The organism is Vibrio sp. 10N.261.45.E2 (genome assembly GCF_002875705.1).
Taxonomy (GTDB): domain Bacteria; phylum Pseudomonadota; class Gammaproteobacteria; order Enterobacterales; family Vibrionaceae; genus Vibrio.
This window is the reverse complement of sequence record NZ_MCZZ01000142.1, coordinates 79,369-104,651: the sequence shown is the minus strand read 5'-3', so window position 1 is coordinate 104,651 and position 25,283 is coordinate 79,369. Positions and strand designations below refer to the sequence as shown.

Here is a 25,283-nt window from a genome sequence, read left to right as displayed (position 1 = left end):
GGTTAATTAGTTCGAATGACGTTCTTATCGAGTGTGAGCGATGCTGCTTACTGCTGCAAGTTCAGCCGCTTCTTGCTCTTGTTGCTCTTGACGTTCACGAGCATCTAGTACGTCTTTAGTGATAAGACCTTCTTCGATTTCGCGAAGAGCGATAACCGTTGGCTTATCGTTTTCTTCAGGCACTAGTGAATCTTTACCGCCAGTTTGCATTTGACGTGCGCGGCGAGCCGCAATAAGAACTAGGTCGAAACGGTTGCCAACTTTTTCAACAGCGTCTTGAACAGTTACGCGTGCCATGAGGACTCCAAATAGTAATTAACTAATAAATTTTTGATGACGAGAAAGTATACAAGTTTAACTAGAGACTTTCTAGATCACCGTATACTTATCTCAATGGAAAATCTAGGGGATCTAGATTATTCCGCCAATAAAGCAGTAAGCATGCCGCTGTATTTAGCTGCTTGCTTATCTTCTTTCAAACGCTCCGCACGAATGATTGCTCTGAAGTCCATTAGGGCTGCATCAAAGTCATCATTCACGATTACATAGTCGTACTCACTGTAGTGAGAAATTTCAGACTTTGCTTCGCTCATGCGTTTCGCAATAACTTCGTCGCTGTCTTGACCACGAACATTTAGACGACGCTCTAGCTCACCATTTGATGGTGGAAGAATGAATACACTCTTCGCTTGAGGCATCTGTTCACGGATCTGACGAGCACCTTGCCAGTCAATATCGAGGAATACATCGATACCGCGGTCTAGGTTTTCTTCAATCCAAACGCGTGAAGTACCGTAGTAGTTGCCGAATACTTCAGCGTACTCTAGGAATTCATTCTTCTTGATGAGATCTTCGAAGTGATGCTTCTCTACGAAGTGGTAGTGAACACCATTTTCTTCACCAGGGCGCATACCGCGAGTGGTGTGTGAAACAGATACCTTCATTGCGTAGGTTGGATTGGTTTCTAGCATTGCTGAGATCAAGCTCGACTTACCTGCGCCACTAGGTGCAGATACGATGTAAAGAGTACCTTTGCCCATCTGTATATTTCCACTGTTGGTTGGATTGAGTGAAGGCGATAAACCGACACTATAAAAGATAGCACTGACTCTAATTGTGTTCCGGTGATTGCGCGTATTAAGCGGTAACTGGTGAAAATTAGGTCAGAAAAATGGAGGCGAAGAGTAGCATATTTAGATGATTGAGAACAACTGGCTTGATCGTTATTTATTAGCGAATGATCTTCTCAAGGATCTTTGTAGAAATGTAATAACTCATCAGCTGCACTTTTTTATGTGATCTGGACAAAATTTGTTGAAGTTTTAATCTCAATCCTTACAATCCGCGCAAACGATTAAATGCTGTATATATCTAGTGATATGGACTAGATGTTTCTACTACCGAGCCTACCTTGGTGACTACAGTTTTTAGTGTAGAGACCTCTCTATCCTCACAGCATTTGAATCACCAAATTCTTAATTTATTGCAAAGGTTTTGTTGTGAGTACCGATTCCACCCTGAAAGCCCAGAACACCTCTGGCTCGCTTGATTCGATGTTTAAAATCACTGAAAGAAAAACCACGATTGGCACTGAGCTGTACGCGGGTTTCATTACTTTCTTGGCAATGAGCTACATTCTGGCGGTTAACCCAGCTATTTTGGGTGATATTCCAGGCATGGACAAAGGTGCCGTGTTTACTGCAACGGCTCTGTCTGCGGCTATTGCAACCCTAATCATGGGCATTTGGGGCAACTACCCAGTTATGCTTGCACCGGGCATGAGCATGAACGGCTTTTTCAAAGGCTTGTTATTAAGTGGTTCAGTCGCGGTACTTTGGAATGAAGCGCTATTCGGCATCTTCTTGTCAGGTATCCTGTATCTTGCGTTCTCGCTAACCAATATTCGTAAATCGATGATTGAGTCGATTCCTGAAGATTTGAAGTTGGCGATTACCGTATCTCTCGGGTTGTTCATCGCTTTCTTAGGTCTTAAGAATGCTGGCATCATCGTTTCTAACCCATTTGTACTGGTTGGCTTAGGTGACATTTCCGATCCAAAAGTGATCATCGCTTACGTGAGCATCTTTATTGCATTAGGTTGTATGGTTCGCGACATCAAGCTAGCAACGTTCATCTCGTTCGTTTCGGCTATCGTGTTGACGATCCTTGCTGACGTATTCATGGGCACATCAAACGCGCCAATCCCAGAGCAGCTAGTTGCGATGCCACCGAGCATGGCAGGCAGCTTCGGCGCTATCTTTGATTTCTCTGCTTTCACGCCTGAGAAAATGTTCGACCTATTGTTCATCGTGCTTATCTTTTTGATTGTCGATTTCTTCGATGGTTTAAGTACGATTGTTGGTGTAGGTCGCGATGCGGGCATCATTGATAAAGATGGCAAGGTGCCTAACGCGAAGTCAGCTCTAGTGGCGGATGCGGGTGGTACAGTGATTGGTTCGATTCTTGGTACTACATCGATCACTGCTTTCTCTGAATCTGGTATTGCTTCTTCTCAAGGTGCGAAAACGGGCTTAGCGGCAGTCATGGTGGCTGGTCTGTTCCTAATCTCGCTATTCCTATACCCAATCTTCTCTATCTTCTCGGCTGCGATGGTTGCACCGGCGATGGTAGTAGTAGGCATTTACATGGTAGGTCGCCTGGGTCAGATTAACTGGGAGAAGAAAGAGTCACGCATTGCAGCCTTCTTTACCATCATGTTCACAGTGCTAAGCTTCTCTCCGGCGAACGGTATGGCGATGGGCTTCATCAGCTACGCATTCACAATGGTTGTGGCAGGTAAGCGCAAAGAAGTACACCCGCTTATCTATGGACTGTGTGTGGTGTTCTTAACTTATCTGATTCTGCTATAAGGCTCATTAGCTACTAAGAAGTCGCTAAGTAAAAGACAAATAGATGGCTCTGCAGTGAATGTGGGGCCATTTTTGTATCTGTTGCTTCTCTGAGCGAATGCAATTGATGGCGTTAATGCTTTGAGAGTACGCGACTTATATTGATGCATGCTATTGTAGAGACTGGATTAATTATTTTTTGAAGAGTGACTATGCCTTCTCACTTACCTAAATCTTTTAGTAAGCCGTTTTTAAAAGTATTCCACATTATGGAAGCGGTATTGCTGGTGGCGATCACGCTCGCGACCTTGTTTGCGATGGTCGAAGAGTTCATGCATGTCTTCGCTGAACGCCGAGTGCAACTGACCGATATCCTGTTGATGTTCATCTACTTAGAAGTGTTGGCCATGGTTCAGCAGTTTGTGATGAACGGTAAGATCCCAGTGCGATACCCAATCTATATCGCGATGATGGCGATTGCTCGTTACATCACTTTGGGTATGAAAGAGCTCGATGCGGTTTTGATCGTTTGGCTATCGTTAGCGGCATTTATCTTAGCTGCTGCAACACTGTTGATCCGTGTTGGGCACCATTATTGGCCGTATGTCGATCTTCGAACCAAGCAGCCAGATGAGTAACACTTTGAAGGTTAAAGTTTTATAAATGAAGCCCAACGATATCGTTGGGCTTTTAATCTAAGCCAGTTGAACAAAAAAACATCAAATTATCCAAATAACGCTTTACAAGCAGGCCCAGATCACCAAGAATGGCCTGGCTCTGTTTTCAGGGTTATTAAATGAAACATCCAGTTGTAAAGTAAAACCCTTAGTATTGCTTCATTGTTATTCTCAGTGTTTCCCTTAGCTTCATAGATACATTAAATAATTCAAGCTTTCAGCGCATCGCACTTTTTGGCGATTAATTTTTTATTTTTATATAAGGGACACATCATGTCTAACAAAGTAAACGGCGTAGTAAAATGGTTTAACGAAGAGAAAGGCTTCGGTTTCCTAACTCAAGACAACGGCGGCGCTGACGTATTCGTACACTTCCGTGCAATCGCTTCTGAAGGTTTCAAGACTCTTAAAGAAGGCCAACAAGTGTCTTTCGAAGTAGAGCAAGGCCAAAAAGGTCTTCAAGCTGCAAACGTTGTAGCTCTATAAGATTTTAAGTCGGCGCAGGTTGCAGCAGCAACTTGCGTCACTTTCTCCCTCAAATCTGTTTCCCCTCTGTTTTACCGTAACACTCTTCTCGACTTGCAAGACCTCCTCAAAATATCTTTAAATCCTTTTGTACATCCGCTCTATTTTATCTATAGCTGTATCTATTTTTTGTTCTAAGTAAACCTCCGCGTAATAACCTGCTTACTGACTAATCCTGATTGTCATTACTGCATCCATAAAAAAAGCCCCTACAACTAGGAGCTCATTTTTAGTTAATCAAGACTGCTTTTAGCAGACTGTTATTCAATATTCTGAATTTGCTCACGCATCTGTTCGATAAGAACTTTAAGCTCTACGCCTGATGCTGTGATGTCTGTGCTGATAGACTTAGACGCTAGCGTGTTTGATTCACGGTTGAACTCTTGCATCATGAAGTCTAGCTTACGGCCACAAGCGCCACCTTTCTTCAATACGACATTCGCTTCTTTCACGTGAGAGTCTAGACGGTCTAGCTCTTCTGCTACGTCTGACTTTTGCGCAAGTAAGATAAGCTCTTGCTCAACGCGAGAACCTTCAAGCTCAATTTTTGCATCTTCAAACTTGGTAAGAAGACGCTCACGTTGCCACTCTAGGATCTCAGGCATGCGTGTACGAACTTTAACTACTTCTTCAGTGATCGCATCTAAGCGCGTTACGATTAGCGCCTTCATGTTCTCACCTTCACGAGCACGAGCGTCAATGAACTCTGCGATTGCATCGTTGAACGCTTCTAGTAGGTCTTTGTTAATAGCATCCATGTCTTGCTCTGGCGTTTCCATCACGCCAGGCCAGTTCATCACTTGGAATGGGTTCAGACGGCTGTCTTCACCTGTCATCGTCATAACTTGGTTCGCAGCATTGATTACTTGCTGAGCCAAACCTTCGTTGATGCTTAGCTCGCCCTTTGCCGCAGGGTTTGCTTCAAAGCGTAGGTTACATTCTACTTTGCCGCGCGCTAGGCGCTTACGGAAGCGCTCACGTAGGATAGGCTCCAAACCACGGAACTGTTCAGGCATACGGAAGTAAGTTTCTAGGTAGCGTTGGTTTACACTACGGATTTCCCATACTGCGCTGCCCCAATCGCCTTTTACTTCTTTGCGTGCGTACGCGGTCATACTATAAATCATCGAATTTTCCTGTCTTTTATCATTCTGAAAATAACGCGCACGCATAGTATCACGATATGGTGTGCTCTCGAAGCCTGTCGCTTTTCACTATAAATCGCCTTTCGTGATAAATAGCTTTGAACGGCAAATAGATTTGCACGATAAACTGCTATATAATCTTGCCCCAATCAAAACTGTCTCACCCCTTTCTTAGGTGATGCACTCTTTCGATAGTAAATCACTTCAGACTGTTAATAAGGTAGATACCAATGCGTCCAAATGACCGCGCTGTAGATCAAATTCGTCCAATTAAAATTACTCGTAACTACACAGCTTATGCTGAGGGTTCTGTATTAGTTGAGTTCGGCAACACTAAAGTTCTATGTAATGCGACGGTAGAAGAAAACGTACCGCGTTGGTTGAAAGGTCAAGGAAAGGGTTGGGTAACGGCTGAATACGGCATGCTGCCACGTGCAACGCACACTCGTAACCGTCGCGAAGCGGCGAGCGGTAAGCAAGGTGGTCGTACGATGGAAATCCAACGTCTGATCGCGCGTAGCCTACGTGCTGTTGTTGACCTGAAAGTAATGGGTGAAATCATGATCACTGTCGATTGTGATGTTATCCAAGCAGACGGCGGTACACGTACTGCGTCTATTTCAGGTGCAAGCGTTGCAATGGCGGATGCTATCAACAGCCTACTAGCAAGCGGCAAACTGAAAAAAAACCCAATGAAAGGCCACGTAGCGGCAGTTTCAGTGGGCATCGTTGGTGCACAAGCACTGTGTGACCTTGAGTACGTTGAAGACTCAGCAGCCGATACCGACATGAACGTTGTCATGACGGAAGACGGTAAGATGATTGAGATTCAAGGCACCGCAGAAGGCGAACCGTTCAGCCACGAAGAGCTGATGCAGCTTTTAGCCCTGGCGAATAAGGGCATTGCCGATATTGTTGAAGCGCAGAAGTCGGCGTTAGCAGAATAGTTTTTAGATAGCTCCCATTTGGGGGCTATTTTTTTATTTTCGTCATATATAACTCTACACCTGTGTTAGCTACAATTTTTCACCCTAATCACATAGGTTCCCTATGCTCATAGGGCTGAAAAACTTTGCTGCCTTGTTGTAGAGCTATCTATTTAGAAAATACATCATCGTTAGCTTTCGAAGTGATCGGAAGTTAGAAATTGGAAAGTAAATTAATTTAGAGGATGAGCATGAAAGCATATCAACGTGAATTTATTGAATTTGCACTAGAGAAAGAAGTACTTAAATTTGGTGAGTTTACTTTAAAGTCTGGCCGTAAGAGCCCTTACTTCTTCAATGCTGGATTGTTTAATACAGGTCGTGACCTAGCACGCTTAGGTCGCTTCTACGCAGCGGCGTTGGCTGATTCAGGTATTGAGTTTGATGTACTATTTGGCCCTGCATACAAGGGTATCCCAATTGCAACGACAACAGCCGTAGCACTGGCAGATCACCACGATGTGGACACGCCTTACTGCTTTAACCGTAAAGAAGCGAAAGACCACGGTGAAGGTGGCAATCTAGTTGGTAGCGCACTTGAAGGCCGCATCATGCTGGTAGATGATGTGATCACTGCAGGTACTGCAATTCGTGAGTCGATGGAAATCATCCAAGCGAACGGTGCGGATCTAGCGGGTGTGCTTGTTGCTATCGACCGTCAAGAGAAAGGCAAAGGCGAGCTATCTGCAATTCAAGAAGTTGAACGCGATTTCGGTTGTGCAATCATCTCAATTGTTAGCCTAACTGACCTTGTGACTTTCCTTGAAGAGAAAGGTACAGATGCAGCACATCTAGACGCAGTAAAAGCGTACCGCGCTCAGTACGGGATTTAAGGTAAGTAAGGCCCAACATGAATGGGTAGGGGGATTTAAATCAAGGTAATCCCCCCTCCCTCTCTAGTTATGTATCATGCGTAATATTTATTAATGAGAGTTGTCATAGATTTCGCTACCATCACGTTGTGTTTTCAATAAAGGTAGATTCCACATATATTGTTCTGGATGAGGGAGCAAAAGTTCTTCAATTGCTTGGTTCATAGCTCTTGCGTCGATTTCTTCATTTCCTGAAGGGAAATTTTCGATTGCAGGTAATATATGTACTTCGTATTTACTTGTTTTATCGTTATACGCAGGAAGAATAGGAATAACTTTAGCTTTTGATAAACGAGCCATCTTACCAAAACCTTTTAATGTTGCTTTTTCAGTTGCAAAGAAGGGGACAAAAACAGAATTTACTGGGCCATGATCTTCATCTGGAAGCCAGTAGCCCAAGTATCCATCTTTAATTGAACGCACAAAAGGTTTTACGCCAGCACTTCGGGCAAAAATTCTACCTCCATACTGCATACGTTGGACATGCATTAGCCAGTCGCCTATTGGGTTTCGTTGTGGTTTCATTATTGTTGTTACTTTGTACCCTTTCGCAGCCAACATTACAGCAGGGTAATCTACAGCCCATGCATGTGGGGCTAAAATAATTACGTTATCACCGGCGTCAAGAAGTGGTAGTAAGTTCTCTTCACCTATCATCACGCCACGCTTTTGATTATGTTTGGTTGACCTCACGATAAACTCAGAGTAACCAAGCATATACTGTGCTGCTTTAACAAACGTTTCTTCTAAGATTTTTTGCCGTTCTTCATTCGTTTTGTTAGGAAAGCAATACTTGAGGTTTACTTGTGAACGTCTTACAACCCTACCATTTTTTTTAACAACGAACGTTGATAGTTTTCGAGCTAGGCCATCACGAGCTTTAGGTGGAATAAATGCGAATACGATGCCAAAAAATATTGCTACCCATGTCCCCCAATGTTTCGGGTGCAAGAAAGACCATTGAAATGTTGGGTTATGTAGGTAGTTATCGATACTGTTTTTTGTTTCATTGTTGCTCATTAAAGCAGAGCCTCTTATTTATTGATAACGGGAGTTGGTTTGGCTGTGATTTGGAAGAGACTTAAATCTCTTGTGTAACCACATCCATTGTTCAGGTGCTCTCATAATTATTTCTTCGATGAAGCTATTCATGTAAGTCGCTGCTGCAATTTCATCATTTTTAGGATAGTTATCGCCTATAGATCTGTCAGCTATGATTTCGTATTTCCCCTCTGAGTTTCGAAAACCAGAACCAGGAACAATGGCGCATTTACTCGTATAGGCAAGAATGCTTGTCCCTGTCGTTGTACATGCTTCATTGACAGCAAAGAAAGGAACAAAAACTGACTTATTGTGGCCGTAATCTTGGTCTGGGAGATAAAATAATCGTTCTCCCTTACGCAATACTCGAATCATTTGTTTAATGTCCCGACGGTAAATAAGTCTATTCCCATTTTGAGTGCGACCTCTAAACTGTATAAACTCATAAGCGGGGTTACTATGAGGCCTGTAAGCTCCATAGCCCTGCAAACCGAGTACGGCAAATGCGCGAGCTGTAATCTCAAGATTTAGCGCATGTACACAACAGAGAAGCACTCCTTTTCCCTCATTCGTTAATCGTTGCAATGCTTGAATATCTTTTGCGATTAAAATTCGTTTAAAGCGCCAAGTTGGCCAAAACCATGTAATTCCTGTTTCAATTAAAGCCATCCCTGTGTTTTTAAAGTTTTCTTCAACCATCGCTTTGCGTTGTTCGTAATTCATATCTGGAAACGCCAGTTCTAAATTACGCTCTGCTATTTTTACTCGTGATTTACCTACTTTTATCCCTAGTTTGCCAATTGTTCTACCGATACGGTAGAGTATCGCATAAGGAAGTATGTTTACTATTAGTGCAAGTAAACCAAAACCGAACCATACTCCCCAGTATTTAGGGTGAAGGAGGCTAAGTGTAAATTCTGGTTTCTCAACAGTCGTTTTTTTCATAGTCGTCACTTAATTTGTGCGCTTAGCAGTGCCCAGTAAGCATCAAAGTTTTCTGTCGGTTGATATTTGAAGTCTGAGCGAACAAATCGATTCAAGCTGCCTTCAACTTGACCGAGCAGCTGAGCGGCTAAGATCTTCTCATCAACCGGGAATGATTTCCCTTCACGAAGCTTTCTTTCACGCAGGATCTGGCGAAGTTGCGTCTCAATGCGTTCGAAAAGCTGGTTGATGCGGTCGCGTAGGCGTTCATTCTCAAACATTAGAGCATGGCCAGACAAAATTCGAGTCAGGCCTGGGTTACGTTCTGAGAAAACTAAGATAAGTTGTAGCACTAGGCGTATGCGCTCTAGCGTGTCTTTCTCTTCATCTAGAATACGGTTGATTCGAGACATCAACGCTTCTTCAATGAACTCGATCAGGCCTTCAAACATGCGAGCTTTGCTTGGGAAGTGGCGGTATAACGCAGCTTCAGAAACACCCACTTGCTTAGCCAACTTTACCGTTGTGATACGAGAAGCACCTTCGGTCGATTCCAACATTTGTGCGAGAGCTTGTAGGATTTCTTCACGACGGTTTGATTTTCGAGCACCAGCCATCTATTTACTTCCTTTCCTAAAGATGAGGATTGAGTGAAGAAGGATTATAAACACCATTCAATTCTGTTTCCTAGTTTTGTAAGCCCTAGGTCAACAGAATCGAGAGGTGTCAGCAGATTGTCAGAGCAAATTTGTGCATTTATGCATCAATAAGCTGTTGGATCTGATCGAGGATCTGGAAACCAAGGGTGTCTTTGCTATCCAACGGCAGAGATTTATCGCCGCCTTTCCAATAAAGGTGCAGCTCATTGTTACTGCTATTGAAGCCTTGGCCTTCGACAGACACATCATTGGCGCAAATCATGTCGAGGTTCTTTCTTTCTAACTTACCGCGCGCGTATTTTTCAACATCTTGCGTTTCAGCCGCAAACCCAACAGTAAATGGGCGGTCTTCAGTCATTGCAGCAACAGAAGCGACGATATCAGGGTTCTTAACCATTTGAATGGTCATGTCGTCTTTACCATCAACCTTTTTGAGCTTTTGGTCTGCGATGGACTCAGGGCGATAGTCTGCAACTGCAGCACAACCGATGAAAATGTCGTGCTGAGCTGCGCGTGAAGAAACGGCATCTAGCATCTGTTGAGCGCTATCAACATCAACGCGAGTGACATTATTCGGTGTCGCGAGTGATACTGGGCCACTGACTAAAGTAACCGCAGCGCCTTGTTTAGCGGCTGCTTCAGCTAGTGCATAGCCCATTTTTCCTGAACTGTGATTAGTAATGTAACGTACAGGGTCGATCGCTTCACGAGTCGGGCCTGCAGTAATAAGCACAGATCGACCAGCAAGTGGTTTAGGTTGGAAAAAGTCTTCACAGCGGTGCACGAGCTGCATCGGTTCTAGCATGCGGCCCATACCGACATCACCACACGCTTGCTCGCCAGCCGCCGGTCCCCAAATCTCACAACCACGACGTTTTAGTGTTGCGATATTCTCTTGAGTGGCAGGGTGGCTGTACATTTGTTGGTTCATTGCCGGAGATACCGCAACTGGCGCATCGGTTGCTAAAACCAAAGTAGTTAGCAAGTCGTTACCCATCCCTGCTGTCATACGTGCAATCAGGTCAGCCGTTGCTGGTGCTAATAATACCAAGTCAGCCCACTTTGCGAGCTCAATGTGTCCCATGGAAGCCTCAGCAGCAGGATCAAGCAAACTATCAGACACTGGCCTTCCTGAGACGGCTTGCATGGTGAGGGGAGTGATGAACTCCTTGGCTGCATTTGTCATGACGACCTGTACTTGTGCTCCGCGCTCAATGAGGCGGCGAGTCAGTTCGGCACATTTATAAGCAGCGATACCACCACTAATGCCAAGTAGAATTTTTTTCCCTGCTAGGCCTTGTTGGTCAGCGTTACTCAGTGGATTAACCTGTGTTTGCATGATTCTGTTCCTTAATTTTTCTGCGACTTACGATATCAGAACAAAGGAAGAGTGCCTAGAAGCAGAACCGGAACAGATTTGACGCTCATCAAGTTGGTGTTATCAAACTTATCAATTACACGTTTTTGCTAGTGAGTCGTTTCCTTTTATTTCAATCGAAGGATCTCTGATTACGATCTCATTAGGGTGGTGGGTCGTGTTCATGACCAGTGGTTAGCTTTGATATGCCAATAGACAAAATGCCTGCCGAATCGATGCCGAGAGAAAAGTTATTGAGTCGAGGGCCTGATTCTTTGAGTGATGCGGAACTGCTCGCGATATTTCTGCGAACAGGGACACAAGGAATGAATGTGTTGGAGTTAGCAGACAAGTTGATCAAAGATTTTGGCTCGCTTCGTCATCTTTTTTCTGCAACTGAGGAAGAATTTTGCGCTCATAAAGGGATGGGGCAAGCCAAGTATGTTCAGTTGCAGGCTGTGTTAGAGATGACGCAGCGCTATCTCGCAGAGACTTTATCTCGAGGTGATGCACTTACTAGCCCGAGTCATACAAAGCTTTATCTTTCAAGCATATTGCGCGACCGCCAGCGAGAAGCCTTCTATATATTGTTCCTCGATAACCAAAATAGGGTAATAAAAGACGAAGTGATGTTTGAAGGAACCATCGATGCCGCATCAGTTTACCCACGAGAAGTGGTTAAACGGGCACTTCATCATAATGCGGCGGCATTAATCTTAGCGCATAACCATCCTTCAGGTGTCGCAGAGCCTAGCCAAGCGGACAGGCGGATTACACGGCGATTAACCGATGCATTAGCGCTGGTGGACATCCGAGTTCTCGACCATTTTGTGGTTGGAGACGGTGAAGTTGTCTCTTTTGCAGAGCGTGGATGGATTTGAATCACATTTTAGGTTGTTAGTTGCGTTAAATCTGCTATTATTCCGCCCACATTTTTAGACCTAAAATCAGCTCTGATTACTCAAGCAAGCTGCGCTGCACAAAAAAAGATCACGAAATCCGTAAAAAGGATCTGTTCGGGTCTTGAGCAATGCGTGTCAAGTTAGTATAATGCGCGACCTTTGATAGCCTTGTATGGATTTTCCATAACGGTTTTTACCTTCTATTTTTATTGATAGAGAGGTTCGGCCACCAAGGTTGATATCGAGCTGAAACGATTGGAGAAGACATTCATGTCCCGAGTATGCCAAGTAACTGGTAAGCGTCCAGTAACGGGTAACAACCGTTCACACGCACGCAATGCTACTAAGCGCCGTTTTCTGCCGAACCTACAAACTCATCGTTTCTGGGTAGAGAGCGAAAAACGTTTTGTTAAACTACGTCTAACTGCTAAAGGCATGCGTATCATTGATAAGAAAGGCATCGATGCTGTTCTTGTTGATATCCGTGCACGTGGCGAAAACGTTTAAGAGGAATTAAGCAATGGCTAAAGGCATTCGTGAGAAAATTCGTCTAGTATCTTCTGCAGGTACTGGTCACTTCTACACAACTGATAAGAACAAGCGTAACATGCCAGGCAAATTTGAGATCAAAAAGTTTGATCCAGTAGTTCGCCAACACGTTATGTACAAAGAAGCTAAAATCAAGTAATTGATGCTTTTTTTGCTCTTCTTCAGTAGAAGAAAGAATTGAAAAACCCAGCTTAATCGCTGGGTTTTTTTATATCTAAAATTTGAGCTATTCAACAACCCTTGGCTGGTGTCGCACTTAATTAGTAGAAGGCGTACAGGTAAAGGGCATATTTGGCAGAAAACCACTCAACATAGAAAGTCTTCCCACTTTCACGATATACTGATTACTGAATAGGTTAGATGAGCAGAATCAGATGAGATATCGTGGACGCCGATGGAACAATATACTCATGCTAAGCGTGATCGCTTTTATTGGTGTATTGAACCTTCCAACTTTGATCAAAGCGTACCTTATCGAACCTGAGCCGCAGGTTGATAGCCCTTATCCTTATCTTCTTAACCCAGTAGCAGAACTTCAAGCCTTGCACTTTGCCAAGTGGTCTGTCATTCAACAAGACAATCAATGGGTTTTCCAGTTCAAAGATACAGACTTCCCTCAAACCACCAATGCACAAGAGTTGTCACAACGTTGGAAAGAGCTTGTGGGCACGGAAGTCGACTCACAGACCTACACAGACCTTACGCCTCGGTTAAAGACACCACACACCATCGAAGTATGGTATCAAGACCAAGAAGAGCCCCAGCGTATTACCTATTATCAATTGCCTGAGTTCTGGTTGTTAAAAAACTGGAATGATCAGTGGTTGGCGGTGTCTATTGAAGAGAGCTACCTGTTTCCAAATTTTAGCTCGAAACCTTCATTTAAATCAGACAAACCACCTAAATCGGACGACTAGATTATGCCTGAATTACCCGAAGTCGAAGTAAGCCGTATGGGGATCTCGCCTCATTTAGTCGGCGAGACCATTAAAACGCTTACCTTTCGCACTCCTAAGCTGCGCTGGGATATCCCTCAAGAATTGAAGCGATTAGAAGGGCAGGTGATTCGCTCTATCTCACGCCGAGCTAAGTACCTATTGATTGAGACGGAGACTGGCACTGCCATTGTTCACCTTGGTATGTCTGGCTCACTGCGCGTGTTAGATACGGACTTCCCAGCAGCAAAGCACGATCACGTGGATCTTAAGCTCACCAATGGCAAAGTGCTGCGTTATAACGATCCGCGCCGCTTCGGTGCTTGGTTGTGGTCAGCGCCCGATGAAATCCACTCAGTGCTGCTTGGTTCTGGCCCTGAGCCACTAACTGACGACTTCAACGCTGACTACATAGCCGAGAAGGCAGAAAAACGTAAAGTGGCCGTAAAGCAGTTTATCATGGACAATAAAGTTGTGGTCGGGGTAGGGAACATCTACGCCAATGAAGCACTATTTTCTTCACGTATTAGCCCTTTGCGCCCAGCAAGTAAAGTGACAAAAGAAGAGTGGGTCTTGTTGACCCAAGAGATTAAACAAGTACTCGCTACCGCCATCAAACAAGGCGGTACTACGCTTAAAGATTTCGCCCAAGCAGATGGTAAGCCCGGATACTTCGCACAAGAACTGCAAGTTTACGGTAAAGCTGGTGAAAAGTGCCCGAGTTGCGGTGAGAAAATTGAAGAGCAAAAAATTGGACAGAGAAATACGTTTTTTTGCTCTCAATGTCAGATATAAATCTGAATTATAACTTCAAGTGAGCTCTTGAAGTTATGCAGAGCCTTTCTGGTGTAATGCATCTGCGACGATCTTTGGGACAAACTGGTCAACATCGCCACCGTGAATAGCCACTTCACGCACGATCGTGGAAGAAATAAAAGCATGCTCTTCTGCTGGAGTTAAAAAAACGCTCTCTAAATCAGGCATTAAACGGCGATACATATTGGTCAGACCAAATTCGTACTCGAAGTCGACTGTTGTACGTAAACCACGAATGAGAACATTTGCTTTCTCATCCCGTGCAAAGTCTACCATCAAACCAGAGAAGCCTTTCGAAGACACGTTGTTTAGGTGCTGGGTTACTTCTGCTGCAAAGTCGACGCGTTCTGCAAGAGTAAACATGGTCTTTTTACTCGGGCTTGCTGCGATTGCTATGATCACTTCATCGAACATTTCTGCCGCTCGCTCGATAAGATCAAGATGGCCGTTAGTGATAGGGTCAAAAGTACCAGGGTAGATGACGCGAGAGAGGCGTTTTTTAGTCACAATATTTACTCACTATGTTATATCTCATTCAATCTTAACAAAAAGGCTCAAAATTACCTATTGAAGTAGGTAGTATAGAGTTTGTGAATTGTGAGCAATAGAAGATAAGTAGGATATGAAAAAGCTGCTAGTAATTAGAAATGACAAAATTGGTGACTTTATGTTGGCATGGCCGAGTTTCGCTATGTTGAAATCATCAATGCCTTGTTGTCATATCACTGCTTTGGTGCCGAGTTATACGGTTGCACTTGCGAAGCTTTGCCCTTGGATTGATGAGGTAATGATTGATCCTACGGAGAAAGCAGGTAAATCAGAGCAGAAGCAGTTAATCTCAGATATTAAGGCGCAGCAGTTTGATGCCTCTATCAGCTTATTCTCTACGACTTATAATGCCTTATTGGTATGGAAAGCTCGAATTCCATACCGCCTTGCTCCTGCAACCAAACTAGCACAAATTTTTTATAATCATCGCATCAAACAGAAACGCTCTCAATCTGCTAAACCGGAGTTTGAATACAATTTAGATTTAGTCCGTGCATTTTTGAATGATGCCGGTGAAAGTATCATCGAACCGGAAGCTCCTTTTTTAAGTTTTAACTACGAAGAGTTAGAATTACAAAAGCTGAAATTGGCGAAGCAGTTTGAACTGAACCAAAGTAAACCTTGGGTGTTTCTCCATGCTGGGAGTGGCGGCTCCGCTAATAACTTGTCCTTACAACAATATACTGAGTTATCAGTAGGCTTAGAGCGTGATGTTGAATTTGTATTAACCGCAGGGCCTGGCGAACAAGAGAAAGCCAAAGAACTACAATTGTTATTGACACAGCACTCTGTTCATTCGGTGGTGTATGACAAAAATGATGGGTTGGTGGATTTTGCACGCTCAATTGCTTGCGCAGATTTGTTTATCGCGGGCTCTACTGGACCATTACATATTGCTGCGGCGATAGATGTGCCAACGGTAGGTTTCTTCCCAAGCAAACGTTCAGCAACGCCGTTAAGGTGGAAACCGATTAACTCGGAAGGTCGTCATTTAGCTTTTTGCCCGCCACAAACAGGTGATAAAGCTAGTCAAGATGATATGAGTCGTATTGAGATTGCTACGCTTGTTGGTGAGTTTAACCAATGGATTGAGAAGATCTTAGTTAATTAAGGCTAAGATCCTCTCTAATCATGTGTGCAGTGAGGGAAAGTCAGTATCAAAGGTGAGTTTTAATACTTGGGCATTTCATCTGTACTGGTTCGAATCCATAAATCAGCGTACTTAACAAAGGTTGAATGCGCTGACAATAAGGATAACAAGAAGCCTTGTTTACCATCGAGAAAGCCTGCTTTCAGCACATACATTTTTAAGAAGCAGCCGAATGCATGAAAAATACCTTGGCTAATACTGCTTTTCTTACCTCGTTTATGACGTTGTTCTGCCCATGCCTCTGCATAACCTGCTGATTTAATTAAGTAATGTTTCATATCGTTATAAGTATAATGAATAGCATCACCCGCTAATTTTTCTACTTTCATGTCAGCCGAGGTTTCAACTTTCTCGTGAACAAGTGAGTCGTTGTATTGAGTTAGCTTCGTTGGGTATAGGCGTAGTACTCGGTCGGGATACCAGCCACAGTGACGAATGTAGCGACCAAAAACCCAGCTTAAACGTGAAAAGCTATAAAGTACATTTGGCTGATTGGTTGACACTGCCGCTAATATGCTTTCTTTTAATTCTGGAGTGACACGTTCATCGGCATCTAGCCAAAGTACGTAATCTGATTTGATATGAGATTGAGCAAGACGACGCTGAGGGCCAAAGCCAGGCCAAGTATCATTGACAACAAAATTGTTGGTATAAGTTCGTGCAATTTCTTCAGTGTTGTCTGTGCTGCCTGAATCCATCACAACGATTTCATCAACCCAATCATGAACGGTATCTAAACACGCTTTTAAGTGCTGAGCTTCATTTTTGACAATTAAAGCTACGGCTAATGTTGGTTTGGTCACTCTCATACCTCGAATGTTGGGTGGTGTTTATTTAGTGATTTTCAGCTATCGCAATAGTGTAGCGTGAAATATGGTGGATAGAACTAGTTCAACCTTGCGTTACTTTATTAAACATGGCGATAACGTCCTTCGCTTGGATACGTTGCATTGCTTGTTCGTCTTTGACTCGTGAACGCCAACTTAACTCAGATTTGTCCTTCCCTGTTTCTGCTTTTATCGCCTCATCGTAAGCAGAGACAACATAATCACGATATAAATATGGTCCTGTGCGTTCAGGGTTATGGTGTGCATACAAACCGATAACCGGCGTGTTCATAGCATTGGCCATGTGGGCTGGTCCTGTATCAGGCGCGATAACTAAATCAGCTAAATCGAGTAAAGCGAGCATTTGTTTTAAGCTACTTTTACCAACTAGGTTGGTCACCGGATTAGTAATGAGTTTTTCTATGTCAGAGGCTAAATCCAGCTCAATTTGTGCAGGGCTACCAGCGAGTAGGATATTCCAGCCTTGCTGTTGGGCGTGGGTTATCACTGCCGTGTACCCTTCAGCCATCCAGTTTTTATAGCCTTTACTGGCTGCTGGTACTATCACCAGGTTTTTTCTCTGTGGCATTATTTGCTGTTCCGCCCACGTTTTATCGTGAAAATTGTAGCCTAGTTGCCATGATGCTTTGGTATCTTTAACGCCTAAGCATGTAGCGAATGCGAGTAGGCCATCTAGCACATGTGTCTCTTTGGGCGAGGGAACTTTTACATTCGTGAAGAGAGTTTGAAAGTCTTGGCTACGCGCAGTATCGAAACCGAGTTTGTATCTTGCTTTGATCCCTAATGTCGCAACGCTTGCTCGAAACGCATATTGCATATGTAAAAGTGCGTCGAATCTCTGGCCTTCAAGTTCCTTCCAAAGTTGTGTGTAAGCTTTCCAACCTTGTTTCTTATCGAAGACTATGACATCAATACCTTTTAGGTCCTTGATTAATTGAGCTTCTAACTTTCCCGTGATCCAAGTTATTTGGGTCGTAGGCCACTGTTTTTGAATTGATTGTACTGCTGCAATGGTATTGCACACATCCCCGATTGCAGATAGACGCAAAATACAAAGCGATTTAGGAGCTGAAGAAAAAAGAGCCATAAGAGTGCCACGTAGAGAAAGTTATCAAGGATTATGCAGATAGTACCATTAGATGTAAAATGTTGTTGCAACTGTATTAGCGAGGCTTTTGCCACTATTAAAGCTGAAGAGTAGATCGAGATAAAAATGAGAGAACTGACTCTAGATAATCAAACAATTTGGTATGACGAAGTATTATTGTCAGAAGAGCCCAGCCGGTGCTTTGACCCTGAATTTTGGCAACAAGCCGGTAAAGTTGTGGGTAGCGCGCAAGGTCGAGGCACGACTTGGTTTGTGCAAACTGAGAAGATAGATGCAGCTCTGCGGCATTATCACCGTGGTGGTTTATTTGGAAAGTTAGTTAAAGACCACTACATTTTTCCTGGCTGGAAAAATACACGCAGTTATCAAGAGTTTCAGTTATTGAACCTACTTACCGAGGCTGGGGTTAATGTCCCAAGACCGATTGCGGCTCGCGCCGTTAGGCGTAAGTTCTGCTATCAGGCTGATTTGTTAAGTGAGAAAATTCCAAATGCACGGGATTTGTTTTCAATTCTTCAAGAACGCTCGTTATCTGCTGATATGTACAAGAAAATTGGTGATCAGATTAAAAAGATGCATGAAGCTCAAGTCAACCACACAGACCTAAACATTCACAATATCCTGATTGATGAGAATAACACCGTCTGGATCATCGATTTTGATAAGTGCTACCAACAGCTAGGTAACAGTTGGAAGCAAGGTAACTTAGATAGACTTAAGCGCTCGTTCATTAAAGAGCTCAACAAGCGCCAAATTAAGTGGGATGAGAGCGAGTGGAACTACGTTGTTAATACTGCGTTTAACTCGAACTAAATTATTAATGAATGTGAATTGAGTAGTACAAGAATGAGTAATATAAAGTACAGGCCAGATATTGATGGTCTTAGAGCTATAGCTGTTATTTTAGTGATAATTTTCCATATGAATGGAAGTTGGATACCTGGCGGATTCATTGGGGTTGATGTCTTTTTTGTTATCTCGGGCTATATCATCACTTCAGCAATTTATCCGCAAATACTAACTAAAAAATTTTCATTTAATGAATTCTACGTTAAAAGAATTAAGCGCATATTACCGCTTTTTTACGTTGTCTCATTAAGTAGTTTGGCTTTGTCATATTTGTTGTATACACCCAATGACTTTTCAAGTTTTGCTGATAGTTGGAGGTATGCGAGTTCATTTATTGCAAATATATATTTCGAAAGGCTATCAGGTTACTTTGCTCCAACATCTGAAACTCTACCTTTATTGCATACATGGTCACTTTCGATTGAAGAACAATTTTATTTTGTTTGGCCACTAGCTTTACTTGTAGCGTCTAAACTTTTGAGTAAGAAAGCATTCGCCATACTGATGGTAGTCACTCTATTTAGTTTGCTTGGATATTCGGAATTTATCTCTTTAACTCAGCCTGGTGCGGGTTATTACTTAATTCAAAGCCGAGGCTTTGAGCTTTTGATCGGTGCGCTGCTATCGATAATCTTTTTCTATAAGAGAGAAAAAGGGGTTTCATTCTCAAGGCATGTCTATCAACTGAGTGGCATTATTGGGTTTACCAGCTTATGTGTATTAGCTTTTTTCCTCGATAAGAATAGTGTCTTCCCCGGTATTAACGCATTTTGGGTTGCAGTAGCATCAGCGATGATCATTTTCTCTGGGGAGTCCAGAACTACGCTATTGTCTTCGTTGTTAAGTCAAAAACCTATTGTGCTAGTTGGTCGTTTATCTTACTCCCTATATTTGTGGCATTGGCCGGTACTAGCATTTTACCGCTATTACAATGACGTTTTTACTGTAAGAGACGCATTGATATGTGGACTCATAACAGTCTTGCTTTCTGTCGCCTCGTGGAAGTTGATAGAAAACCCATTACGTCATTTTGATCTTAGAAAACGTTGGGTGTATCTATTTTATTTCATTCTTCCAGTAACTCTATCTATTGTCGCTGCAAAAAATATCGCCTCGAATGATGGTTACCCTGAGCGCTTCACGGATGAGGCTTTACGTTTATATCAAACGTCCAGTTATACCTATGATGAAGAGAAGTTAGGACAGCCCCAAACAGAAGACTTTTTCCCTTTTGAACCTTACATTATTGGTGATGTTGAAAAGCCAGTTTCAACATTTATATGGGGTGATTCGCATGGTGGACATTTTAGAAGCTTTGTGGATGAATTAGGTAATGAGTTTGGGTTCTCTTCACTATTTGGTGGGTTAGGGGGGTGCCCTCCATTACTTGGCTCTGATTTAGTGAAACATGGTGAACCTGAAGCATCTTGTTCGACTAGAAATAATGAGCTTGCTGAACTTATAATTAAAACAAAGCCATCAATGGTATTTATTGCAGGTCGCTGGGCCATGTACACAGAGACTACTCGTGCGGTAGGTGAAAAAGGAAGTCGAGTCTTCTTAGGTGATACTTCGGACTATACTGAATCTATTAAAAATAGCCGTAGAGCTCTGAAGATGGGGTTAGAACGCTCAATTGAGTTGCTAGTTTCTAACGGCATTACCCCTGTTTTATTCGAGCAAGCACCGTCTTATTCTTTTAAGCCTAGTAACTGCCTTATTAAATCGGAAAACATACCTTGGTTGACTTCAGATAATTGTGACCTTAAAGTTAAAGATATGGAGTTACGTCAGAAGTATGCGAATCAAATAATTAAAGATGTTGTGAATAAATATCCAGAAGTTATCTTGATTCCAGTTGTTGAGCTTTTATGTGAACAAGAAATATGTAAGAGCCAACTAGGGTCTACTCCTATTTATAGTGATAATAATCATTTAAGCTCTCAGGGGGCGAGAGTTCTCGCTGAAAAATGGCTAAAAAACGATGCAAAGGTTAATCAAATTAAAGATCTATTGAAATAGTTTAGCTAAATATGAAATTAGGCTTCTCTCAATATAAACGAAGAGAGAAGCTTAGTTTTATGAATGGAATTTTAATCCAGTAAAGTCGGCTATAACTTTGGCTGAATTATTTCCGATTACGCGTTCATCAGGGTGATTTTTTGTTACAATTGCACAACTGGCGACAACGCTATTAGAGCCGATTTCGACACCTTTCAGTATGGTAGAACGAGCACCTATCCATACTTTGTTTTTTATATTAATAATCTTATCTGTGTTTATTTGAGTTCCATCAATTCTTGAAACTCGGTGTAAATCAGAATCCATGAATAATGTTTGCCACGATATTAGACACCCTTGCCCAAAATTAATCTCTTTATTACATATAATGGTGGCTTCACCTGTGAAATTACACTCAGAAGCAATGTTAAGCGTTCCTCTTATATGCAATTTAGAGCCGGTACCAACTTTAATGTGTTCACCAAAATTGATAATCCCTTCTTTTTCGACATTCCATAGAAACCTTGAGTACTTGTTATCAGATATTTGTACTCGCCCGAAGCCCAATTTTATTTTTCCAGTTTTAGCATTTCTAGGTACAGTTATACCCCCTCCGAGAGCTATGAATTTAGTTCTATAATTTACAAGTATTGGGAAATGAATCGCCTGTGTAAATGGAAGATAATAAAAATTGAAAAAAATGGTTTTTGGTATGCATCGGACGTAATGGTATACCTTAGAAACTTTTTTTAATGACATAGACTACCCTAATATGTGGCAAAGAGATTTGTTTATAGCCCCTGTGTTTTTCTCTACGATAGCATAGGCTGCTATTCCTTTTTCCTTCAACTCTTTGGGGTTGTTAAATAGGTTTAATAAGGCATCTGTAAGCTCCTCTTCAGTATGGATTACTTCGGTTGCTCCGACATCAGACAACTGTTTAGTTATATCTTTAAAATTAAAGTAACTAGGTCCAATTAGCGTAGGAATCCCTAAAGCCGCTGGTTCTAATAAGTTGTGGCCTCCAACTTTAGAGCCGAGAAAACTACCACCCATGAAACATATATCTGATGAAGAAAGAATCGTTATCATTTCCCCCATAGTATCAGCGATATAAACTTCAATGTTGGAGTTTGATTGGATTTTACTTGTTCTTGAGTTGGTAGAAAACTCTCGCCTAGCCAATTTTTTTACCAAATTAAATCTTTCTGGATGTCTTGGAATTAAAATAAGCAATGCTTCAGGTTTTTTTTCTAATATCTTCTTATGAACCTTAAGTATTTTTTCATCTTCTCCACTATGAGTGCTTGCAGCTACCCAAATAGGGCGTTTAGTGCCAAAGGTTCTTCTTAAAGCTTGTCCGGATTTAATAGCTGAATCGCTAGTTTTGATATCAAACTTTATTGATCCTGTAATATGGATCTTATTTTCTTCAACACCTAGCAATGAGAATCGCTTGGCATCATCTTGATGAATGCATAATACCTTCGTTAACTTCCCTGCCATTGTAATAAAAAGTTTTTGTACTTTTTGATAATTTTTAAATGACTTTTCAGATAGCCGAGCATTAAGGATATATATGGGGGTTTTTGATCTAGAAACTATTTCAATAGTGTTAGGCCATATTTCCGTTTCAACAATAATTAACTTGCTTGGGTTAATACGATTTACAAAGTTACTCACGGTAAAACAAAAGTCAATTGGCATATAGCGATGAGTAACAAGGTCTTTGAGGGACTCTGCTTGCTTAGCTCCAGTTGCCGTAGTCGTTGTTAAAACAACAGTTAAATCAGGGTTTTGTTGTTTAAGAGCTTTAATAAATGGAGTCACAGCAATCGTTTCACCTACGGAGACAGCATGAATCCAGATGACTTCCTGTGATCGGCAGTTTAAGACTGGGCCGTAGCCAAACAGTTCTTTCCATCTAGATCCAATTACAGGCTTATTTGGTTTTCTTTTTAATAGGCTAAATAATAAAAAAGGTGCAGCTAGTAACAGTGCCAATGTATAGAGGATTCGGATCAAGGTCATATCCTCTTTAAAAGATCTTCTGGTTTTTTATGTGTCCACTTACTTCTAGGCTTGTCAAGGTATTGGAAATGCTCATTTGTAAATGTACCTTGGATACAGACGTATTTTCGCTCTTTGGAAAATACCTTCTTATTTTCCAGTACATTTGTAATCACCATCGGCCCGGTTAGGAAATAAACACCTTTCTCAATATTTCTATTTTCTATATTTTCAACAATGTCATTGATGGCGATTGCATAATCTGGGTTGTTTGGCGAAGAGGCTAAGAAAAAATTTGTATAATGGTCATTTTTTTTTAGCTTAACATACATAGCACTTTCATTCTTCGGGAGGATGTGTTTTAGAGGCCATACAAGAGTCGCATCTATATCCATATAGATTCCCCCCATTTTATGGATTGTGACAAGTCTCCAAAGATCCGCTTGGGCAGCTCCATCGTTAAGTTGCATATATGCGTTATACACACGCTTTGATGAATTTTTCTTCATGAATTCAGCTCTTTCTTCTGTACTTACATACCTATATTCATAATTCAAAGACATTAGCCGGTTAAAAAGGTAATTCATATAAACAGGGAGTGTACTTTTTGCAGAAAAATTGGTTTGCCAAATTATCCTTGGAATGTTCGTTTCTTTAGACGAATTCACTTTAGCTTTTGATAAAGAAGGGATCTCGAAGCGTTTTTTTGGAAATAAAAAATGGAAAGGGTATGACAACATTTTAAAAATGTTGCCAATGAGTCTAATCAGGCGATTTGACGCGACTACACAGAAATTATTCATGGCTAGGTACTACTCGTAAAGCTATTAATTGCTGAAATGACTTGCTGAGGCATTAACTTGTTTAAGCAATTTTGATGTCCTAGAGGACATTCTCGCTTAAAACATGGACGGCACTCTATATCAGTATGAACCATTTGTAGCTTAGTTGTAAGTGGTGGGGTGTATTTTGGTGAGCTTGAACCATAGATTGCCACAATGTTACAACCGACTGCAGCAGATACATGCATTAGTCCTGAATCATTTGAAATAACCGTTTGGCAAACAGCGAGCAAGTCGACGACTTCTGTGAGGGATGTTTTACCTGCTAGATCGAAGCAATCGTGTTTATGTGCTTCCTGCAAAGCGGAACGGATTTTATGGGTGACTTCTTGGTCTTTAACGGAACCGAATAGCCATACTTGATAACCCGACTTGATTAAATAAGAAGCAACTTCAGCATAGTGTTTGTCAGGCCACCTTTTAGCTGGTCCGAATTCGGCTCCTGGACATAAACCAACTACTGGTTTGGATTGTGATAAACCTAGTCGGAGTATTGCAGCCTGTTGTGAGGACTCTTCAATTGAAAGTTTTGGTTGAGGGCAGGCATCTAAGTCGACTTGTTGTCGCATCGTTTCTTTATCGTAGGCTAGTGCTACATATCGTTCAACCATATATTGAAAGACTCGCTTATTGGGTCTTAGGTCCGTCAATAGGCCAAATCTAAACTCGCCTTTCCACCCAATTCTTACTGGAATTTTAGCGAACCAAGGTATTAGAGCTGATTTAGCTGAGTTAGGTAATATATAGGCGTGAGTATATTCTTTTTGTTGGAGTTGTTTACCTAGTCTTTTTCTGCCTAGCAAATTAAACTCACCATGCCCAATCGGCATTTCTAGAGCATTATCGATTTCTGGCATTCTTTCTAAAATAGGTTTGCACCACGCTGGAGCTAACACGTCGATACTAGCGTTAGGATTCAGCATTTTCAGTTTTATGTATAAACTTTGCGACATGACCATGTCGCCTACCCAAGATGGGCCAATAATTAAGATCTTCATGAGAGTTAGGGTTCTGTTAGTCTACGGTTTAATAGTCAATTTCATGTTGCCACGTTACATCTTTTTGAACTATTCTAGCAGGGTTTCCTGCAGTAATACTTCCAGAAGGGCTGCTTTTAGTTAGCGTTGAATTGATTCCCACTATTGAGTTGTCTCCAACCGTGACCCCTTTTAGTAAAGTTACGTTATCTGCTAGCCAGACATGACTACCAATGTTAATACTCTTAGCAAAATTGATTCGCTTGCCTTCTTTAATGATGTTGTGCCCATCGCTCGTCATTATTTTTACATTTCTAGAGAACATACAGTCTTCACCTACAACTAGATTTATGTTCTTCTCTCTAGCTGATAGATAGCAGTTTTGTCCAATAGTTGAATTCCCTTTGATGTGTATAAGGCAGTTATTTCCATCTATTTCAATGTGCGATCTTCTAATGTTGACGTTATCGTCGATAAGTAGCTTATTGCCAAAGCCTTTTATTGATATATTACATTGTCGAATTCTTGAACTTTTTGCAATACTAAGTGTGTTATTAGATTCAACTTTTACTTTATTTCTTAGGCGAAGTCTTAGAAAGTTGCCTCGTTTTATTTCTGTTTTCGTCTCGTTTAGATAATGGTCAAATAACTTGTCTACATGCGATTTCATAGAAAACTCAGATTGAGCTCGTTCAAACGCTTTTTTGGCGTT

The 25,283-nt window shown here is 41.9% G+C and carries 28 protein-coding genes and 1 riboswitch; of the genes, 13 read left to right on the top strand and 15 right to left on the bottom strand.

Annotated elements, in window-relative coordinates:
- Positions 1–24 precede the first annotated feature (24 nt).
- Together rpoZ and gmk are read right to left on the bottom strand one after the other, a co-directional pair.
- The gene (gene rpoZ / locus BCT34_RS17595) at positions 25–297 is read right to left on the bottom strand and encodes a DNA-directed RNA polymerase subunit omega (RefSeq protein ID WP_009848003.1); all 273 of its coding nucleotides are present in this window, start codon (positions 295–297) and stop codon (positions 25–27) included.
- Between the two features lie 119 nt (positions 298–416).
- The gene (gene gmk, locus BCT34_RS17590) at positions 417–1,040 is read right to left on the bottom strand and encodes a guanylate kinase (RefSeq protein WP_076650733.1); all 624 of its coding nucleotides are present in this window, start codon (positions 1,038–1,040) and stop codon (positions 417–419) included.
- A 301-nt stretch (positions 1,041–1,341) separates the two neighbouring features.
- A riboswitch (purine riboswitch) is annotated at positions 1,342–1,441 on the top strand.
- Between the two features lie 58 nt (positions 1,442–1,499).
- Between gmk and BCT34_RS17585 the strand changes: the two genes are divergently transcribed.
- The 3 genes from BCT34_RS17585 (at position 1,500) to BCT34_RS17575 (ending at position 4,012) form a co-directional block, all read left to right on the top strand.
- Positions 1,500–2,870, top strand: coding sequence for an NCS2 family permease (locus tag BCT34_RS17585; RefSeq protein ID WP_017629496.1), 1,371 nt, complete (start codon positions 1,500–1,502; stop codon positions 2,868–2,870).
- 191 nt (positions 2,871–3,061) lie between these two features.
- Positions 3,062–3,487: a phosphate-starvation-inducible PsiE family protein gene (locus tag BCT34_RS17580; RefSeq protein ID WP_017062464.1), complete on the top strand. Its 426-nt coding sequence runs from the start codon at positions 3,062–3,064 to the stop codon at positions 3,485–3,487.
- Positions 3,488–3,799: 312 nt separating this feature from the next.
- Positions 3,800–4,012 (top strand): cold-shock protein, encoded by a 213-nt coding sequence (locus BCT34_RS17575; protein WP_017071067.1) that lies wholly within the window; start codon positions 3,800–3,802, stop codon positions 4,010–4,012.
- 299 nt (positions 4,013–4,311) lie between these two features.
- Here the strand turns inward: BCT34_RS17575 and BCT34_RS17570 are convergent, their stop codons facing one another.
- A complete protein-coding gene (locus BCT34_RS17570; RefSeq protein WP_076650732.1) occupies positions 4,312–5,178 on the bottom strand; it encodes a YicC/YloC family endoribonuclease in 867 nt (288 codons plus the stop codon).
- A gap of 248 nt (positions 5,179–5,426) precedes the next feature.
- Between BCT34_RS17570 and rph the strand changes: the two genes are divergently transcribed.
- Entirely contained in the window at positions 5,427–6,143 is a 717-nt protein-coding gene (gene rph / locus BCT34_RS17565; protein ID WP_019826449.1) for a ribonuclease PH, read from the top strand.
- A gap of 230 nt (positions 6,144–6,373) precedes the next feature.
- Complete coding sequence (gene pyrE / locus BCT34_RS17560; protein WP_026084102.1) at positions 6,374–7,015, top strand: orotate phosphoribosyltransferase; 642 nt, start codon at positions 6,374–6,376, stop codon at positions 7,013–7,015.
- A gap of 90 nt (positions 7,016–7,105) precedes the next feature.
- On the opposite strand, the gene lpxM is transcribed toward pyrE, so the two are convergent.
- The 4 genes from lpxM to coaBC form a co-directional block, all read right to left on the bottom strand.
- On the bottom strand, positions 7,106–8,074 hold the full coding sequence (gene lpxM / locus BCT34_RS17555) for a lauroyl-Kdo(2)-lipid IV(A) myristoyltransferase (RefSeq protein WP_076650731.1): 969 nt from the start codon (positions 8,072–8,074) through the stop codon (positions 7,106–7,108).
- 18 nt (positions 8,075–8,092) lie between these two features.
- Positions 8,093–9,040, bottom strand: a complete 948-nt coding sequence (lpxL, locus tag BCT34_RS17550) for an LpxL/LpxP family Kdo(2)-lipid IV(A) lauroyl/palmitoleoyl acyltransferase (RefSeq protein WP_076650730.1) — start codon at positions 9,038–9,040, stop codon at positions 8,093–8,095.
- 5 nt (positions 9,041–9,045) lie between these two features.
- Positions 9,046–9,636, bottom strand: a complete 591-nt coding sequence (gene slmA, locus BCT34_RS17545) for a nucleoid occlusion factor SlmA (RefSeq protein ID WP_017063086.1) — start codon at positions 9,634–9,636, stop codon at positions 9,046–9,048.
- A gap of 139 nt (positions 9,637–9,775) precedes the next feature.
- Positions 9,776–11,017: a bifunctional phosphopantothenoylcysteine decarboxylase/phosphopantothenate--cysteine ligase CoaBC gene (gene coaBC, locus BCT34_RS17540; protein ID WP_076650729.1), complete on the bottom strand. Its 1,242-nt coding sequence runs from the start codon at positions 11,015–11,017 to the stop codon at positions 9,776–9,778.
- Positions 11,018–11,241: 224 nt separating this feature from the next.
- Here coaBC and radC point away from each other — a divergent pair, with 224 nt between their 5' ends.
- The 5 genes from radC to mutM all read left to right on the top strand — a co-directional run bounded on the left by radC (position 11,242) and on the right by mutM (position 14,216).
- On the top strand, positions 11,242–11,916 hold the full coding sequence (gene radC / locus BCT34_RS17535; RefSeq protein WP_076650728.1) for a DNA repair protein RadC: 675 nt from the start codon (positions 11,242–11,244) through the stop codon (positions 11,914–11,916).
- A 291-nt stretch (positions 11,917–12,207) separates the two neighbouring features.
- On the top strand, positions 12,208–12,444 hold the full coding sequence (gene rpmB, locus BCT34_RS17530; protein WP_004728407.1) for a 50S ribosomal protein L28: 237 nt from the start codon (positions 12,208–12,210) through the stop codon (positions 12,442–12,444).
- 13 nt (positions 12,445–12,457) lie between these two features.
- Positions 12,458–12,625 (top strand): 50S ribosomal protein L33, encoded by a 168-nt coding sequence (gene rpmG / locus BCT34_RS17525; RefSeq protein WP_002535344.1) that lies wholly within the window; start codon positions 12,458–12,460, stop codon positions 12,623–12,625.
- 235 nt (positions 12,626–12,860) lie between these two features.
- Positions 12,861–13,403 carry a hypothetical protein gene (locus BCT34_RS17520; protein WP_076650727.1) on the top strand — a complete coding sequence of 181 codons (543 nt, stop codon included), beginning with the start codon at positions 12,861–12,863 and terminating at the stop codon, positions 13,401–13,403.
- Between the two features lie 3 nt (positions 13,404–13,406).
- On the top strand, positions 13,407–14,216 hold the full coding sequence (gene mutM / locus BCT34_RS17515) for a bifunctional DNA-formamidopyrimidine glycosylase/DNA-(apurinic or apyrimidinic site) lyase (RefSeq protein ID WP_076650726.1): 810 nt from the start codon (positions 13,407–13,409) through the stop codon (positions 14,214–14,216).
- A gap of 33 nt (positions 14,217–14,249) precedes the next feature.
- Here mutM and coaD read toward each other — a convergent pair whose 3' ends face one another.
- Positions 14,250–14,744 (bottom strand): pantetheine-phosphate adenylyltransferase, encoded by a 495-nt coding sequence (gene coaD / locus BCT34_RS17510; protein WP_076650725.1) that lies wholly within the window; start codon positions 14,742–14,744, stop codon positions 14,250–14,252.
- Positions 14,745–14,859: 115 nt separating this feature from the next.
- On the opposite strand from coaD, the gene BCT34_RS17505 reads away from it, so the two are divergent.
- Positions 14,860–15,897, top strand: a complete 1,038-nt coding sequence (locus BCT34_RS17505) for a glycosyltransferase family 9 protein (protein ID WP_076650724.1) — start codon at positions 14,860–14,862, stop codon at positions 15,895–15,897.
- A gap of 59 nt (positions 15,898–15,956) precedes the next feature.
- On the opposite strand, the gene BCT34_RS17500 is transcribed toward BCT34_RS17505, so the two are convergent.
- A complete protein-coding gene (locus BCT34_RS17500) occupies positions 15,957–16,745 on the bottom strand; it encodes a glycosyltransferase family 2 protein (RefSeq protein WP_076650723.1) in 789 nt (262 codons plus the stop codon).
- 82 nt (positions 16,746–16,827) lie between these two features.
- The gene (locus BCT34_RS17495; protein ID WP_076650722.1) at positions 16,828–17,871 is read right to left on the bottom strand and encodes a glycosyltransferase family 9 protein; all 1,044 of its coding nucleotides are present in this window, start codon (positions 17,869–17,871) and stop codon (positions 16,828–16,830) included.
- A gap of 126 nt (positions 17,872–17,997) precedes the next feature.
- Between BCT34_RS17495 and BCT34_RS17490 the strand changes: the two genes are divergently transcribed.
- Both BCT34_RS17490 and BCT34_RS17485 read left to right on the top strand, forming a co-directional pair.
- Positions 17,998–18,705, top strand: a complete 708-nt coding sequence (locus BCT34_RS17490; RefSeq protein ID WP_076650721.1) for a 3-deoxy-D-manno-octulosonic acid kinase — start codon at positions 17,998–18,000, stop codon at positions 18,703–18,705.
- A 33-nt stretch (positions 18,706–18,738) separates the two neighbouring features.
- Complete coding sequence (locus BCT34_RS17485; RefSeq protein WP_076650720.1) at positions 18,739–20,763, top strand: acyltransferase family protein; 2,025 nt, start codon at positions 18,739–18,741, stop codon at positions 20,761–20,763.
- Between the two features lie 57 nt (positions 20,764–20,820).
- Here BCT34_RS17485 and BCT34_RS17480 read toward each other — a convergent pair whose 3' ends face one another.
- The 5 genes from BCT34_RS17480 to BCT34_RS24685 are packed head-to-tail and all read right to left on the bottom strand — an operon-like array spanning position 20,821 to position 25,184.
- On the bottom strand, positions 20,821–21,501 hold the full coding sequence (locus BCT34_RS17480) for an acyltransferase (protein ID WP_076650719.1): 681 nt from the start codon (positions 21,499–21,501) through the stop codon (positions 20,821–20,823).
- A gap of 3 nt (positions 21,502–21,504) precedes the next feature.
- Positions 21,505–22,773, bottom strand: coding sequence for a lipid IV(A) 3-deoxy-D-manno-octulosonic acid transferase (gene waaA / locus BCT34_RS17475; protein WP_076650718.1), 1,269 nt, complete (start codon positions 22,771–22,773; stop codon positions 21,505–21,507).
- Positions 22,770–23,555: a glycosyltransferase gene (locus BCT34_RS17470; protein WP_076650717.1), complete on the bottom strand. Its 786-nt coding sequence runs from the start codon at positions 23,553–23,555 to the stop codon at positions 22,770–22,772. Before BCT34_RS17470 ends, waaA begins: the two co-directional genes overlap by 4 nt.
- Positions 23,556–23,557: 2 nt before the next feature.
- Entirely contained in the window at positions 23,558–24,592 is a 1,035-nt protein-coding gene (waaF, locus tag BCT34_RS17465; protein ID WP_076650716.1) for a lipopolysaccharide heptosyltransferase II, read from the bottom strand.
- Positions 24,593–24,620: 28 nt separating this feature from the next.
- On the bottom strand, positions 24,621–25,184 hold the full coding sequence (locus BCT34_RS24685; protein WP_241902795.1) for an acyltransferase: 564 nt from the start codon (positions 25,182–25,184) through the stop codon (positions 24,621–24,623).
- Positions 25,185–25,283 lie beyond the last annotated feature (99 nt).